Source organism: Armatimonadia bacterium, from assembly GCA_039679385.1.
Lineage (GTDB): Bacteria > Armatimonadota > Zipacnadia > Zipacnadales > JABUFB01 > JAJFTQ01.
Window position 1 is genome coordinate 19604 of sequence record JBDKVB010000088.1, and the last position, 15878, is coordinate 35481.

The window sequence follows — 15878 nt, forward strand, 5'->3', positions numbered from 1 at the left end:
CCACCAGGAGCGTGCCATGAGACTCGAGACCGTGTGCGTACATGCCGGGGAGTACCTCGATGCCGAAACCGGCGGCGTCAACTCACCAATCTTCACCTCCACCGCCTACGAGTACCTCGGATGTGAGGAACCGCTCTACCAGCGCTACTTCAACACTCCGAACCAGGAGGCAGTAGTCGAGAAGCTCTGCGCACTCGAAGGCGCCGAGGACGGCATCGTGTGCGCCTCGGGGATGTCCGCCATCTCGACAGCCCTCCTCAGCTTTGCGCAGGCCGGCGACCATGTGGTACTCCAGGACGATCTCTACGGCGGAACCCACGCCTTCGCCGAGAGGGGGTTCCCCCGACTGGGCATCGATTGTACCTTCGCTCCCTGCGATCCCGAAGGCCTCCAGGCGGCGCTGACGGACAAGACAAGGGTCCTCTACCTTGAGACACCCACGAACCCGCTGCTCAAGATCATCGACCTGCGTGCCATGGCCGAGATCGCCCGAGAAGCCGGCGTGGTGACCATTGTTGACAACACTTTCGCCTCGCCGATCAACCAGACGCCCATCCCCCTGGGGATCGACGTGGTGGTACACAGCGGGACCAAGTACCTGGGCGGCCATAGCGACTTGCAGTGTGGCGCAGTCCTGGCGCGTCGCGAGTTGATGGAGCAGATCCGCGAGATCGCGACCCACTTCGGCGGCAGCCTCAACGCCGAGTCCTGCTACCTGATGGAGCGCAGCATGAAGACCCTTAGCCTGCGCGTGGAGCGCCAGACCTCCAATGCCATGGTGATCGCCCAGGCTCTCTCCGACCTGCCGCAGATCGGCGCCGTGTACTACCCTGGCCTGCCCAACCACCCCGGGCATGACCTCGCCCGCGAGCAGATGAAGGGCTTCGGCGCCATGCTGTCCTTTGAGTTGGCCGACCCAACCGCTTCGGCTGAGGACTACATGAGCCGACTGCAGATGATCCATCCTGCCCTCAGCCTTGGTGGCGTCGAGACCAAGATCTGCGCTCCGGCCACGGCTTCGCACAGGACAATGGACCCCGAAGCGCGCCGGCGCATCGGCATCTCAGACCAGCTCCTGCGTCTCTCTGTGGGGATCGAGAACACCGAGGACATCCTATCAGACCTGCAGCAGGCCATGGGCTAGAACCGACTGCGGGAGGGCACATCCCCGAAGAGGACAAGCGCAGGATCCCCGGCGGCGACCCTCCTAGGCCGGGCCTGTAGCTCTCTGCGCTGCGGCAGGCAGCTCGAACAACGGCGTCGCCTGGCCGGAAGCGTCGATGGCCCAGGGCGCCCAGAGCAGAGCAAGCGAGGTCACCTGGATGTCGCTCCTCTTGGCCCGGAGGTCCACGGCCTCAAGGGCGAGTTGCGTGCCATCGACCGCCCGGTTGACCGCCTGCAGGTCCGCGTTGAACTCGGCCTCGAGTTCCGCCTGGCGTGTCTGAAGCTGCTCCAGTGAGTCCTCTGCCTCCGTTACCTCCCGGCCTCCACGACTCGCCCGAGTCGCACGGCGCAGCGTCGAGGCGGCGCGGTCCATCGTCTGCCGGCTCACCACCTTGCGCCCAAACAGTCCACCCAGCACCGTCGCTCCCAGGCTGACAACAGCGTCCAGGTTCTGGCTACTGTGTTCCGCCTGCTCGCGGGCGATCCGCTCCTGAGCCTGTCGGAGGCGTTCCTGAAGACTCGCCAGCCGGTCCGCGTACTTGGCCCGCACCTGCGCCATGGCCTGGTCTCGACGTTCCCTCGCAGCCTGGCCCAGGCGCATCCGGAACTGCACTTCCGTCTCCTCCGGATCCGAGACCCCCTTCGGGTCAGCGCACTTCCACAGGCGCAGCGGCATGTCGTTGTAGACGAAGGAGGTCAGGCCCTTGCGGTACTCCTCCAGCCTCCGTGCGCTCAGCGCTCCCTCACTCAGGGCGGCGAACTGTGCAGGAAGTGGCGCCGGCTCGGATTCCAGGGGCAGACTGCTCTCCTGCACGACCAGCGCACCCTCCCAGGATATCTGCCGGCCGGGTTCAGGCAGCTCGGCGATCCAGGCCCGCTCAAGGCTATAGTCGACGGCCGGGGTGACGCGCACGTAGCGGATCTCGGCGCAGGCCAGGAGGATCGGAGAGTACGTCACCTTCGCCCCCGCCGGCGGCTGAAGGGTGACTGGCAGATAGGACTGAGGCAGGCTGATCTCAGGGCCGATCGCCATCTGTGCGGCAGGCTGGGCTGCTGCGATCGTCGGAAGGACGACCTGCGGCGCAACCTGTGACACCGGCTCAACCGGAGCAACCGTTTCGGGTACGGTCTGCGCCAGAGCAGGCGTCGGTGTTGTCAGGGCCCGCGGAGCCTGCGGAGCTGCCGCCGCTGGAGCTTGCACTGCCGGAAGTGGCGCTACGGCTGCCTGCGGTGTCAGCCGACGAATCTGCTCCCGGGTCAGTGGTCCGCTCAGGTAGGAGAGCGCCCAGCGGGTCTGGAACACCACCGGCGCGTCCTCGTGGACGTTGTGCATCAGGAACACACGGTTGCTCAGCCCGGACAGAACCGCATCCATCCGCGACCGGTCAAACTGGCTTCCGGCAGTCGTCGCCGCACCCTCCAGCCCGTCGAGGACCCTCGCCTTGTCCCTCTCCGTCTGCAGTCGCCCGATGAGCCAGGTGCCGGTGTTCGCCAGGCCCTTGTAGTCCAGGTCCACCGGGTTCTGTGTCGCCAGGAGGATCCCCAGACCGTAGGCTCGCGCCTGCTTGAGGAGCGTGAGCATCGGACGCTTGCACGGCGGCATGGCGGTCGGCGGGAAGTAACCGTAGATCTCGTCCATGTATAGCAGTGCCCGCAGACTCGGTGTGCCTGGCTGCTGGCGCATCCACGCGAGGACCTCGTTGAGCAGCAGCGTCACGAAGAACATCCGCTCCACGTCCGAGAGGTGGGCGATGGACAGGATCGAGATTCGCGGCCGTCCCTCGGGGGTGTAGAGCAGTTGCCCGGCATCCAGCGGGTCTCCCTCAAGCCACGCACTGAACCCGGGCGAGGCAAGCAGGTTGTTGAGCTGCACCGCCAGTGCCATCCTGTCCTTCTCCGGGTACACGCTCTCCAGGTCCATGACCCCGATCGTGCTGAAGGGCGGTGTCTGGATGTCGGCAATCAGTTCCGCCAGCCCCAGGTTCCGTCCGCCCAGCCAGGCCGTCTCGATGATGGTCGATAGCAGGATGTGCTCGCGACTGCGGACCGAGTCGGCCTCGATCCCCAGCAGGGCGAGCAGTCCGGAGACGACGCTCTGGATGCGGTCGCGAACCAGCTCCATGTCCGCCATGTCCGCCGGAGCCTGCAGGGAGCGCAGGACACTGATGGGTCGCCCGGCAGTGCTGCCCGGGGTGTAGAGCGTAGCCTGTGCCGACTCCCTGAGGCGAGCGATCCGTGCGCCATCCTGGCCCCAGTCGGCGAGTCCCTTACGCCAGGTCTCGGCGGTCTCAGTCGCGGCAGCCTCCGGGGTGAGGCCCTTCCGAGCTGCTGCGCTCTCGTCGATCCAGGGGCGGAAGTCCTCCGGTCGCAGTTCGGGGAAGGTCAGCATCAGGTTCCCGAGATCGCCCTTCGGGTCAACAACAATCGCGGGCACCCCGTCTATGGCCGCCTCCTCGAGCAGAGATATCGACAGGCCTGTCTTGCCGCTGCCGGTCATCCCCACGCACAGGCCATGGGTGGTGAGGTCGCTCGAGTCGTAGAGCACCAGGTCGTCCCGTAGCTGCTGGCGCTCCAGGTCATACTCGCGTCCCAGATAGAACAGGCCCAGCTTCTCGAAATCCTGCATCTTCCGGCCCTCAAGAGGTCCCTGCAGCCGCCCTCACGATACAGACGGCCAGGGGAGTTGAGATAGGGAGGAGCCACCGGTCGAGTTGTCTGGCCGAGTCTCGTCACCAGGCTCCTCAACCCGCGCCTTGCGTTGCGAAAAGCCACTCCCACTTCTCGTTCTCCCCGGGATATCCTGCAGGTCGCCTTCGCCGACCTGGAGCGGGCCGACCGTCTCTGTCGCGAGCAGCGGTCCCCTCCTCCCGGTCGAGGGAGGGAGTGTGATCGGGGAGGCGAATAGGCCCTGCGCAGATACCAAGGACACTGCGATCCTCCCTGGGCGCTGATATCACCCAGCGGAGCAAGCCATACCCTCTAGGGAGCGTAACCATGGGACTCAAAATCGGACTGTGCGGGACAGGACAGTTCGGGAGCTGCTTTGTGCCGGTATTCCTGCGCCATCCGGACGTCTCTGAAGTCTACCTGGCAGACCTCGTGCCGGATCGTCTGGCGAAGGTCGCCGAGCGTAACGGTGTCACCAAGACCTTCGATTCGCTGGAGGCCCTGTGCGCCAGTGACTGCGACTGCATCGCGTTGTTCACCCAGCGCTGGACCCATGCGCCTCAGGCGATCACGGCGCTGAAAGCGGGCAAGCACGTCTACAGCGCCGTCCCTGCAGCCGCCTCGCTGGAGGACCTGGCAGAGTTGGTCGACACCGTCAAGTCCACCGGCATGATCTACATGCTCGGCGAGACCAGCTACTACCGGGCGCAGACCACCTTCTGCCGCAACAAGTTCGCCCGCGGCGAGTTCGGCGAGTTCGTCTACGGCGAGGGCCAGTACCACCACGACATGGCCCACTTCTACTCCTCCTATATGTACAGCGGGGGACCCGATTGGAAGAAGACCGCGGGCTTCCCGCCCATGCTCTACCCGACCCACTCCACAGCCTTCGTCCTGAGTGTGACCTTCCGGCGCATGACGGAGGTGACGTGCTATGGGTACGTCGATCACCATCAGGACGGCGTCTTCGACCCCGAGTTGAGCCTGTGGCAGAACATCTTCAGCAACGAATCGGGCCTCTTCCGTACCTCCGACGGCGGCATGGCCAGGATCAACGAGTTCCGCCGCATCGGCGCCGGTGATGGGCGTATGACGATCATGGGCACCCGCGCCGCCTACGAGGAACAGCCCGGCCAGGGCGTCTACACCTGGCTCGACTTCCCGGAGGACTACGGCAAGAACGGCGAGATCCCCTACGCCGAGACCAACAAGCTGGTGCCGCTCAAGCGCGAGGATGTCAGCGCAATCCGCACCTTCGACGGCGTCGAGATCACCGAGGAGAACCTGGGTGACCTGCCCCGCGAGTACCTGGGCAAGAAGTTCCTGGGGATCTCCGGGGCGCAGCCCTACTGGCAGTTGCCGGTCGAGTTTGCCGGAGTGCCCAATGGCCATGACGGGACGCATGTGTTCCTGGTGAATGACTTCCTCCGCTGCGTCGTCAATCACAAGCTCCCACAGAACAACGTCTGGCAGGCAGCCCGCTACAATGCACCGGGAATGGTCGCTCACGAGTCGGCCAAGCGCGATGGTGAGCGCATGGTGATCCCCGACTTCGGAATGCCGCCTGCCGATTGGGAGCTTCTGGATCCGATCGCTACGCTCAAGCCCTAACAGGGCGCAGTCCGGAAAGCGCTGTGTCTGCAACGGAGGGAGTCGATGAGGCTATCACTCTGGTTGTTGGCCTTGTTGTCAGTCGCCGCGAGTGCGCAGCAGCCCCAGGCACCCTTTGTAGTGGGGCTGGGTGCCTTCGACTGTGAGTTCAGCGCCAGTCACCTCAACGAGGTGCGCTGGCGTGACCAGTTGGTGATCGGCGACCCCTTCAGCGACTCTCGGCCGAACGTGCAGCCACTCCTGCTCAAGCCTGGCTGGGGTCGCCTCACCGCCTTCACCCAGGGCGAGACGCAGCCGGCTGTTGTCGAACGTGCGCAGGGCCATGTCACCGTGAAACTGGCCGGGGTCGCCGCCGAGGACAAGGGCGGCCCTGGTCGCTGGGAATGGCAGCAGACCTGGACCTTCACCCAGTCAGGGGTCCTGCGCCTCGACTACCATTTGCGGCAGGTGGTCAAGCCGCAGGAGAAGTGGTGGCTGCACCGGCTGCAGCTCATCGGGAACCGCCACGAGCTGTTCCTCCGTGAGCCGAACCAGGACGAGAACACGCCGGGCAAGCCCATACCCATCCGCACCCGTGACGGGCGAGAGGTGGCTCCGCTCTTCGGCGGCAAGGACGGCATTGTCTCTGCGCCGGAGACCGTGCGCCTTCCCTTCGCCGGTCATGAAGTGGTGCTGCGCCCGGATTCGCAGGCCCGCAGTGTGGAGCTGTGGAATGGGTGGTGGCGCCAGTGCGTGAACTTCGAGTGGCCGGTGGCCGAGGAGGTCGCCACGCACTTTGAGATCGACCTCTCCGACCTCCCGCAGATCCCTTCGCCGGTCTTCACACTGACCTCCCTTCCGCAGGAACCGCAGCCCTGGCTGACTGAGCCGATTGCCGCCCTACCTGCCGTGAAGCGCCCGGTGCGTTTCGCTCAGGGATCGCCCTCGATCATCGCCTGGGGCAAGGTCACGCCACGTTCCGAGGAGGAGCTCGACCGCTTCTTCCGCGACATGGCGCCGCACTTCGACGTGATGGAGCTGCCGGTCTCCTGGACGGACTGGAAATGGGACCTCAACTGGGACAAGAACGAGGCAGCCCGAGCCCACGCCGAGGCCATCGCCGCAGAGATCAAGAAGCAGGTGCGCAGCGCCGCCAGATACGGCATCAAGCTCGCGCTCAGCCTCAACTTCGGCGGCTCAGGACCTGGTGTGGGGAACCTCGAGACGGCCCGTCAGCCCCAGTTCCAGGGCGAGACCTTCGACCCGGTGACCGGCACCTTCACGAAGGCCCCCAAGTTCTACGACTGGGCTAACGAGGAGGCCGTGGCTTCGGCTCAGCGGGCCTTCTCAGACTGCGCCAATCTTGTGGGGCCTGTCGGTTACCTGTTCTTCAACGAGCCGCTCTGGCGACTGGGCACCTGGTACAACGTGCCCTTGTTCTCCGAGGCGGCGCTGGCGGATTTTCGGCGCTTCACCGGGAACCCACAGGCGCGTTTCCCCGCGAAGGCCTGGGCCGTCGATACGCCCCGGACGGACAACCACGCCGGTCCCGAGGACTGGGCGCGCTGGTATGACTGGGCGCAGGCCTGCTTCGCTCGCTCGATCCAGGTCCAGGCGAGGGCCTTCGCCGAGGCTGACGCAGCCAACCCGGACTACGGCGGCGCGATCTACTTCCAGAACGTCGACTGGGTTGGCCCGCAGTATGCGGTCGACCTCGATCGGCTGGCAGCGCTGCCGGAGGTCACCTGGCTTTGCGCCGAGTACGTTACGAGCGCGACCGCCTCGCGCTGGCTCCGGTTCAAGTACTACGCGGGCAAGCATCGCAAGCAGCTCAGCAGCTTCGTCAACATCGGCCGCTACGATCCGAAGGCGCCTGGACGAGTCCGTTACGAGGGCACCGATGAGGCCTTCGAGGCCGCCGTGCGAATGGGCATCGAAGAGCATGCGCCGATGATCTCGCTGTATCCGTCGGAGGCCCTTGACCCTCAGTGCCCCGGCTTCAACAAAGCCCGGACGGCGATCTGGGACCGACTGACGCTGCCGCCCGCGCCCTGAGTACACTGACGAGCTTTGCCGCAGCACCCGGCGCTGCCACGTTGTGTGGCCGCCGGCGTGTACCCGTTCATAGCCGAAGGTGGTCGCGATGCCAAAGTGGATCGTGCCTGTAGCTTTGCTGACCGTCCTGGTTGCAGGTTCTGCCCTGGCCCAGGAGGGCTTCGGTGCCTATACTGTCCTCAACCATGATCTGCCCGCCACGGTGGTGCCCGGGCAGACGGTGATCGCTCACCTGACCTGGAAGATCCTGACGCCCGGCGAGCCACCCTTCCGCGGTCCCGTGATGGACTTTGCTTCGACCGGCCCGGTCAAGCGAGGCCTGCGCATCCAGGGCCACAGGCTATCGCCCTGGAGCTTCGACGGCGAGCATAAGGCCGGCGACCTGCTCAAGACAACCGCGACGCTGGAGGTCCCGATCGACTTCCCACCGGGACCGGCGGCGATCTCCCTTCTCCTCTCTCGCAACGGTGGCGAGAAGGGCTGGCAGTACGCCAACGTTGTGGATGCGGACGGCAGGAGTCTCGGCGACGTCTTCCGCTGGCCGCTGACGGTCCAGGGTCCCGAGGCCAGTCCTTCAGCTTCACCGCTGGTCATCCCGACCATCACCGCGCCCAGGATTGACGGCAAAGCTGATCCGGCGGAGTGGGCCCGTGCAGCCTCCGTCACCCTTGCAGAAAACTCAGCCGGCCTTGCACCCAAAGCCGCAACCGAGGTGCGCGTCGGCCATGACGGCACCAACCTGTACCTGGCCTTCAAGTGTGCAGAGCCCGAGTTGGCCAAGGCTGCGCGCACCAGGTACCCCGGCCACGATGCGCCGATCTGGAACAACGAGTGCGTCGAGGTCTTTCTTGATCCCCGGGGCGACCGAGTGAGCTACTCGCACTTCCTGGTGGACCTCCTCAACCAGCGCCACGACCTGCTCGGCTCGGACTCCTTTGGCTTCAACCCCACCTGGCAGAGCGCCGTGAGCGAGGGCGAGAACCAGTGGGTCGCGGAGATCGCGATCCCCTTCTCCTCACTCGGCACCGCAACACCGAAGCCCGGCGAGGCCTGGTACGGTAACCTCTGCCGCGAGCGTAAGGCCGTCAGTGAGCTGTCCGCATGGCGACCTACCGGAGGGTCCTTCGACGCTGCGGGACGTTTCGGACTGATGGTCTTCGACGACCTCAAGTTGTACCTCGCGAACCAGGTGGCGCAGCTCGAGCCGCCTGCCAATCCGGCTGCATCGCTCCAGGACGCCCTTGCGCAGTGGCAGCAGCGCCGGACCGCCTTCGAGCAGCAGCTTCAGGCCCTCGACCCGGTAGCCGCGCAGGTATCCTTTGCGGAACTGTCAGCCACCCTTCAGGGCCTCGACACCGACCTGCGCAAGCTCAAGTCAAGGTCGGCCGCCTTGAGTGGGCAGGGGGTCCTGATGACCCAGGCTTCGCCTTACCTGGGGGCCCTCGGCGCTATCACTCCGGCTGAGACGCCCGCAGGTCCACTCTCTCTGCAGGCCCTTGCGAAGGAGACGCTCGACCTTGCCTGGGACCTGACGAACCCGACCGACAATCCGGTGACCGTGCGCCTGACCTTGCGCTATGGCGACCCAAAGGCTGCGGCCAGTTACCTGCAGTTTGGTCTCCCCGGCGTGACCCATCAGTGGCGTCTGGCTACACCGGTCGCTGCAGGCGACGGCCGTGCGGTCTACGACGCGCTGGTCCCCCTGGCTGCCGGGACTGTGACGGTGCCGGCCGGTGAGACTGCCCAGGTCTGGCTGACTGTGCAGGCCCCGCAGGCGATTGACAACGCCACCGGCTTTGTGCGCGTCGACCGCCTCGACACTGCGGGAGCCCAGCCGGTGATCTTGCCGCTGCAGCTTCATGTTCTCGCCCAGGATATCCGTGAACCGCGAGCCATGCACACCTTCACCTGGAACGTCCTGCTCGACCCGGTGCGGAGTGATCCTGCCTGGCTCGATGCGCACCTGAAGGACCTCGCCGATCATGGCGTGGACGTGTGCGCGATCAGCTCCCTGCGCAACCTCCCCCGCGTGCAGGCGAAGGAAGACGGCATGCTGGCCGAGCCGCTCGACTTCACCCAGCTCGATGCGCTGCTCAAGGCCTCGCGCCGCCACTTCACCACCTACTACATCAACCTGGACATCTGGGAGAAGTCCTGGGTGCGCAAGGACCTCTTCGGCCTCCCCTTCGAGAGCCCCGCCTACGAGGTCGCCTTCAAGACCTGGTTCCGACAGGTTGTGGATCACCTGCTGGCTTCGGGGCTGACCTACGATCAACTACTCTTCTGCCCCTACGATGAATCGGTGAACGAGGCCTGTCGCAAGATCGCCGGGTGGATGAAGCAGGTGGATCCGCGGGTGCGAGTAGTCATTGACTGCAGCACCCCGGACCTCGAGGAAGCCCGCAAGATGAACGCCCTCACCGACGTATGGGTACCGCACTACCGCTACCACTTCGCTCAGGACATGGGGCCCTTCTTCGACCTTCTCCGTGCCGGAGCGAAGCCCCATTGGTGCTACTTCTACAGCGAGGGCGGCAACGACAAGGCTCAGGACCCGACGCGACACTACCTCGCCAAGTTCTGGTGGGCCTACAGTCAGGGCATCACTGGAATTGGCTACTGGGCTCAGCAGTACTACGGGGACCCGTGGTATCGCGCCGACTACAAGGCTTCCTACGACACCTCCCTGGTCTACCCGGTCGAGGGTGGCATCGTCGATTCCCGCCGCTGGGAGGCCTGGCGTCGTGGCTGGCAGGACTACCAGCTCCTGTCGCTGACGGAGGCCAGACTCAGGAAAGCAGGCGACCAGGCGGGTCTGCAGGAGCTGCAGCGCCGTCTGCAGGAGGTCGTGACGGTTCCCGGCGATCCGGCTCGCGCCGAAGCCACTCGGCAGTGGCTGCGTGAGAAGCTGGCAACGCGCTAGCCGTGGCTTGTGGCACACGAGTCCGGTTCATCCCGTTACGGGAGGGCGGCCTTGCCGCCTCCCGGCGATTCAGCCTTGCTTTGCCGAGGAGTGACTGCGCTGAACCCGCACATCACCTGCTCAGCTCCGCAGTACGACGTCATCGTCGAGCCCAACACGAAGCTGCCCTTGCGCGACGGCACCCTTCTGGCCACCGATCTGTACTTCCCGGCCTGCGGCGGCGAGAAGCTCGCCGGTGAGTTCCCCGTCATCCTGACCCGCACGCCCTATGACAAGACGAACCACTCTGCGACCGGTCGCTTCTACGCCGAGCGGGGATATGTGGCGGCGATGCAGGACGTCCGTGGTCGCTATCAGTCCGAGGGTGAGTTCTACGCCTTCGCCCATGAGGGACCCGACGGCTACGATACGGTCGAGTGGCTGGCCGCTCAGCCCTGGTGCAACGGTCGGGTCGGGACCATGGGCGCTTCCTACGAGGCCGCCGTGCAGAGCGCCCTGGCCTCACTCAACCCGCCGCACCTGTCCGCCATGATCCCCACCTTCGGCCCCTCCAGCTACTACCACCACTCGATGCGTCACAATGGTGCGCTGGAGCAGCGGTTCTTCGTCTACGCCTTCACGATGGCTCCGACCAGTCGCGAGGCCCAGGCCGATCCGGCGCTCAAGATGGCACTGGACGAAGCTGCGGCGAACCTCTGGGAATGGGTGAAGGCCGGTAGTATACGCCCGGGCAACTCGCCCCTGCGTCTCGTGCCCTCCTACGAGCGCTGGTGCCTGGACTTGCTGACCAGGGTCACCTATGACGAGTACTGGCAGCAGCCCGGCTATGGTCCGCGGCCTTACTACGACGAGCACGCCGACGTTCCCACTCTCTACGTCGGGGGCTGGTACGATACCTACACACGCGCCACAATCACGAACTTCGTCGAGCTGTCCCGGCGGCAGAAGTCGCCCGTGCACCTCCTGATGGGACCGTGGCACCATGGTGGAGTCGGCGTTCCGGCAGCCGGCGATCTCTCCTTCCGGCCCGAGGGTGGCCTGGCGCATTACGAGACGGTTCGCCTCAAGTGGTTCGACCAGTTCCTCAAGGGCCTGCATACCACGGTCGAACAGGAGAGCCCGGTGCGCTACTTCCTCATGGGTGGCGGTATCGGTCTGGCCGAGGGCAAGCGCACTATCGACCACGGCGGCGAGTGGCATAGCGAGTCCTCCTGGCCGCCGGCCGGAGTCTCGGAGACGCCCTTCTACTTCCACGCCGACGGCGGTCTGACCACAGAGCCACCTGCGGAGGAGGGCGCCTCGACCTCGTACCACTTCGACCCCAAGGACCCGGTGCCGACCATCGGCGGCCAGCTATCCGCCATCCCCATTCCACCGGGCGGCTTCGACCAGCGCAACGACAGTCGCTTCCCCTTCACCACGGGACATCTTCCGCTATCGGCGCGCCAGGACGTTCTGTGCTTCGAGACGGAGCCCCTCGCTGAGGACCTGATCGTCGCCGGTGCGCTCAAGGTGACGCTGTGGGTCGACACCGATGGCCTCGACACGGACTTCACCGCCAAGCTCCTGGACCTGTACCCGCCGGGTGGTGCCTATCCTGCCGGGGCCGCCATCAACCTCGCCGACAGCATCCTGCGTCTGCGCTTCCGCGAGGGTTTCGAGCAGGAGAAGCTCGCCGAGCCCGGCGAGGTCTACGAGGTCAGCTTCGAGCTATACCCGACCGCCAACCGCTTCGTGAGGGGCCACCGGATTCGCGTGGATATCTCCAGCAGCAACTACCCGCGCTTCGATGCGAACCCGAACACCGGCGGCCCCCTGGGACGTGAGCGACTCTCCCGCGTCGCGACGAACACGCTCTACCACGACCGCTCGCGACCCTCGCACATCACCTTGCCGGTGCAGTCGTCCGACGATCAGAACCTGTAGCCAACCACCAACAGCAAGGGTGGCTTGTATCGCCCTGAGGAGACCACAATGGACAGCCAGACCGCCGTCGCAGCCCTGGCCGAGATGTCAACTGCGATCCTCAGCGACGCCCTGTTTCGTATGGGGCACAAGAACCGCACGATGCGTCACCAAATCAAGCCGATCGCTGACAACCTGCGGGTTCATGGGCCTGCCTGCACAGCCCATGCCTATCCCGGGGGGACCTACGCCAGCGGTCTTGCCCTCGACACAGCGAAGCCGGGCGAGGTGATCGTGATCGACGCCCAGGGTTTCCTGGAGGCGATCATGTGGGGCGAGATCTTCAGCCTCACCGCCCTCACCCGTGGCATCGCGGGCACCGTGATCGACGGTGCAGTCCGCGACATCGCCGAGGTGCGAACGCTGGGCTATCCGCTCTTCGCCGCCGGAATCCACCCAGCGTCCGGCACGGGCGACAAGCTTGGTGAGGTCAACGTCCCGATCCAGTGCGGCGGCGTGCTCGTGCGACCCGGCGACCTGATCTTTGGCGACCTGCTCGGAGTGGTGGTTGTGCAGCCGGAGGAACTGCTGGAGACCTACGACACGTGCCGGCAAGTGCTGGAGAAGGAAGCGGAGTGGAAGGCGAAGCTGTACGAGAAGCTGGGCCCGGACGCTGCTCGCAGACACACGGAGGTCTAGCCGGGGCCCTGGACTGACGTCCGATCTCCTCCATCCGTCCGCTGCCGCTTCAAGACCGCGGATATGCCGCGAACAAGGAGTTCCTACTCGTGCCGGATACCTACAAGCGACTGCTGTGGATCGAGCTCATTGGCTTCGACAACACGCTGCCGGACTTCGGCGTCGGCGAGTTCCTCTCGCGTACCGGATTCGTGCCGGACGTGATCTCCTTCCACCTCTGCTGCCCGGACTTCATCCACACCCACGAGGGGCTTGCCGAGGAGCGCGACCTGCCGCCTGAGAACTGCTCCTACGGTGCGCGGCCCTACAGTCCGGAGCGACCGCGACAGGTGTGGACGAACCGGCAGCTCAAGGCCCTGGTCGATGAGCTCCACAAGCACGATGTTGCGGTGTACTGCGCCGTCTTCGACCTGTTCGTGAACCGCGTCGACGGCGAGATCCGGCGCAGCCCCTGGACGGACAGTCACCCCGAGCTTCACGAGACCAACCGCCGGGGTGAGCGCCTGAACTGCCTCTGCCCGCTGCACCGCTTCGCAGACGGGACCTACTATGGCGACTTCTACGCCGAGAAGCTGCTGCAGGTCCTCCGCGACTACGGCTTCGACGGCTATCATGCGGCCGACGGCTACACGAGCACCCGTCTGCCGATCTATGAGGTCGACTTCTCCGACGATATGGTCGATCAGTTCGCCACCGCCACCGGGGCGATGCCGGTTGACCTCGCCAGGCCCTGCGAGGGCGATTCTGAAGCCTTCGCCAAGCGCGCCGACTACCTCTGGGCGAATCTGCGTGCCGAGTGGCTGAGCTTCCATGCCGACCGCTGGACCGCTTTCTGGACCAAGATCGTTGCTGCCCTGCACGCCGACGGGCGCAAGATCGTCTTCAACAACGCCTGGACGCGTGACCCCTTTCAGGCCTACTACCGCTACGGGGTCGACTATCGGCGTATCGCCCAAACGGGTATCGACGGCTTCGTCGCGGAGACCGTTGCGGCAGGTGTCTCGATTGGTGCCGAGGGCGGTGCGGCAGTCGATGCGCGCTACGACTACGCTGCGATGCTGATGCTGATGAAGGCCTACACGCCGCAGACGCCGATCCACGGCCTCTTCGGCACCCACGACACGAACGAGGAGTGGGACGTACTCCGCCACGCCCCGACCGTCTCCGAGCGCGAGAGCTACACGATGAGCAACCTCTACCGCGTCGGCTCCGGCGGTCAGTATGACCGCTGCTGGGCCGGGCCGATGGTCTGCCTGGCGGACTGCCTCCAGGCTCACGAGTGGCAGGCGCTGCGCGAGCGCTGGGACGTGGGCTTCTCGGGTGATACCGTGGGCGTGGAAGGTGCAACGCTCGTGTGGTCGGAGGCTGCGAACGCGGCGCAGCTTGACGACTACGTCCGCACTCGCCGCTGGACGACGCACCGTATCGTGTACGCCCTGACCTCGCACGGGGCGCCGGTCAACGCGGTCGTGGACATTGCAGACCTCGACCAGGCCCAGGGGCCGATCCTGGTCTGCAACCCTTACCTGTTCCCCGAGGAGGAGTTGTCTCGGGTCTGCGCCTACCGGAAGGGGCCTGTCATCTGCATCGGCGGCACGGCCGATTCACTGCCGGAGGCCGACTTCGGGTTCGAGGATGTGTACGCGCCGCAGGCCCTGTGCTGCCGCGTCTATGGGGCGAGACCGGAGATCGTGCCAAATCTGGTGAGCGATGGGGAAGAGACGATCCCCGACGATCTTGCAGGCGTCCCGGAGCCCGTGAGCTTCCTGCAGGAGCTCTACTACCGCAAGGTGTCCGAGAGCTTCGTGCAGGCCTGCGCCGACACGATCCTTGCCTGTGCGAGGGCCCCGCACGCACTGACCCGTGCGGACGTGACGCGTCTGTTCAGCGCTCGCCAGGCAGACGGTACGCTGCGCCTGTTCATCGGCAACGACAGCTACTACTACACCTTGCCACAGATCGAGACGGGGCGGGAGATCGAGAGTATCCGCGTCCGCTCCTCCTTCCCGGGCAAGCCCGTGTTCCCGGAGGGCTCGCAGTTCCGCGTGAAGGTTCCACCCCGCGGAATGGTGGTCCTGGACCTCACCTGGAAGACCTGAGCCTGCATCACTCCCGGCGTCCGTGAGAGGATATCGGCTGATGATCGAGCTGCTGACACGAGGGCTGAGGATGAGCGTTCTGCTGGGGCTTGTCTCCTCCGGTGTGGCCATGGCCGAGACCTGGCACAACGACCTGATTCCACCAGAGTGGGGTCAGCTCTGGCAGCCGCAGCTTCCCGCCAAAGAGCGACACCCCTCTCTGCTTTTCGACGAGAGCGATCGGCAGCGAATGCGCGAGCGCCTCAGCCAGCCTCCCACCGATGCCTGGTGGAAGAGCTTCCGCAGTTCGGGGTATCGCTGCGCTCCGGCCCTTGAGTGGTGGCTGGTTGGTGATGAAGCCGCTGCACGCCGGGCACGCGAGGACCTCCTCGCGCAGCCCATCTGGCGGGAAGCCGAGCACGGGTACCTCGAGCCCAGTTCCCACCGCTTCGCTGACTATGTGCTGGCCTACGATGTCCTGGCCGCCTGGGACGGGCTCAGCCCGGAGGACCATCGTGCCCTCCGTGCACGAATTGCCGCCGAGGCCGAGTACTACTACCGGGTCATGGACGGCGTGACCGGTGGTGCGAACTATGGCAATCAGCGGACGCTGGGCACCTCGGCTCTGGGAATGGCGGCACTGACCCTTTGCGAATACCGCGAGGGCTCGCTCTTGCCCTCGCAGTGGCTGACGCGAGCGCTGTACCAAACGCGGCGCGAGGAGAACTGGTGGTTCTTCCGCCCCGATGGTCTCTTCGTCGAGGGCCTCGGCTACAGCCAGTACATGGGGTGCCTGT

General features: G+C 65.5%; 9 protein-coding genes. 8 read left to right on the forward strand and 1 reads right to left on the reverse strand.

Annotated elements, in window-relative coordinates; genetic code table 11:
* Positions 1-16: 16 nt before the first annotated feature.
* Complete coding sequence (locus tag ABFE16_10230; protein MEN6345678.1) at positions 17-1144, forward strand: PLP-dependent aspartate aminotransferase family protein; 1128 nt, start codon at positions 17-19, stop codon at positions 1142-1144.
* A gap of 63 nt (positions 1145-1207) precedes the next feature.
* Here the strand turns inward: ABFE16_10230 and ABFE16_10235 are convergent, their stop codons facing one another.
* Complete coding sequence (locus ABFE16_10235) at positions 1208-3790, reverse strand: DUF87 domain-containing protein (protein MEN6345679.1); 2583 nt, start codon at positions 3788-3790, stop codon at positions 1208-1210.
* A gap of 368 nt (positions 3791-4158) precedes the next feature.
* Here ABFE16_10235 and ABFE16_10240 point away from each other — a divergent pair, with 368 nt between their 5' ends.
* The 7 genes from ABFE16_10240 to ABFE16_10270 form a co-directional block, all read left to right on the forward strand.
* Positions 4159-5442 (forward strand): Gfo/Idh/MocA family oxidoreductase, encoded by a 1284-nt coding sequence (locus ABFE16_10240; GenBank protein MEN6345680.1) that lies wholly within the window; start codon positions 4159-4161, stop codon positions 5440-5442.
* Positions 5443-5487: 45 nt separating this feature from the next.
* Positions 5488-7476, forward strand: a complete 1989-nt coding sequence (locus tag ABFE16_10245; protein MEN6345681.1) for a hypothetical protein — start codon at positions 5488-5490, stop codon at positions 7474-7476.
* Positions 7477-7564: 88 nt separating this feature from the next.
* Positions 7565-10399 carry a glycoside hydrolase domain-containing protein gene (locus tag ABFE16_10250; protein MEN6345682.1) on the forward strand — a complete coding sequence of 945 codons (2835 nt, stop codon included), beginning with the start codon at positions 7565-7567 and terminating at the stop codon, positions 10397-10399.
* A 51-nt stretch (positions 10400-10450) separates the two neighbouring features.
* Positions 10451-12325, forward strand: a complete 1875-nt coding sequence (locus ABFE16_10255; GenBank protein ID MEN6345683.1) for a CocE/NonD family hydrolase — start codon at positions 10451-10453, stop codon at positions 12323-12325.
* Between the two features lie 48 nt (positions 12326-12373).
* The gene (locus ABFE16_10260; GenBank protein MEN6345684.1) at positions 12374-13003 is read left to right on the forward strand and encodes an RraA family protein; all 630 of its coding nucleotides are present in this window, start codon (positions 12374-12376) and stop codon (positions 13001-13003) included.
* A gap of 89 nt (positions 13004-13092) precedes the next feature.
* Complete coding sequence (locus ABFE16_10265) at positions 13093-15102, forward strand: hypothetical protein (protein MEN6345685.1); 2010 nt, start codon at positions 13093-13095, stop codon at positions 15100-15102.
* Between the two features lie 40 nt (positions 15103-15142).
* Positions 15143-15878 (forward strand): hypothetical protein (locus tag ABFE16_10270; GenBank protein ID MEN6345686.1); only part of this gene is annotated, 736 nt, incomplete at its 3' end.

Excerpts from the sequence above, each read along its gene's own strand:
- ABFE16_10230 (MEN6345678.1), top strand. The coding sequence starts at position 17 with ATGAGACTCGAGACCGTGTGCGTACATGCCGGGGAGTACCTCGATGCC.
- ABFE16_10235 (MEN6345679.1), bottom strand. The coding sequence starts at position 3,790 with ATGCAGGATTTCGAGAAGCTGGGCCTGTTCTATCTGGGACGCGAGTAT.
- ABFE16_10245 (MEN6345681.1), top strand. The coding sequence starts at position 5,488 with ATGAGGCTATCACTCTGGTTGTTGGCCTTGTTGTCAGTCGCCGCGAGT.
- ABFE16_10250 (MEN6345682.1), top strand. The coding sequence starts at position 7,565 with ATGCCAAAGTGGATCGTGCCTGTAGCTTTGCTGACCGTCCTGGTTGCA.
- ABFE16_10260 (MEN6345684.1), top strand. The coding sequence starts at position 12,374 with ATGGACAGCCAGACCGCCGTCGCAGCCCTGGCCGAGATGTCAACTGCG.
- ABFE16_10240 (MEN6345680.1), top strand. The coding sequence starts at position 4,159 with ATGGGACTCAAAATCGGACTGTGCGGGACAGGACAGTTCGGGAGCTGC.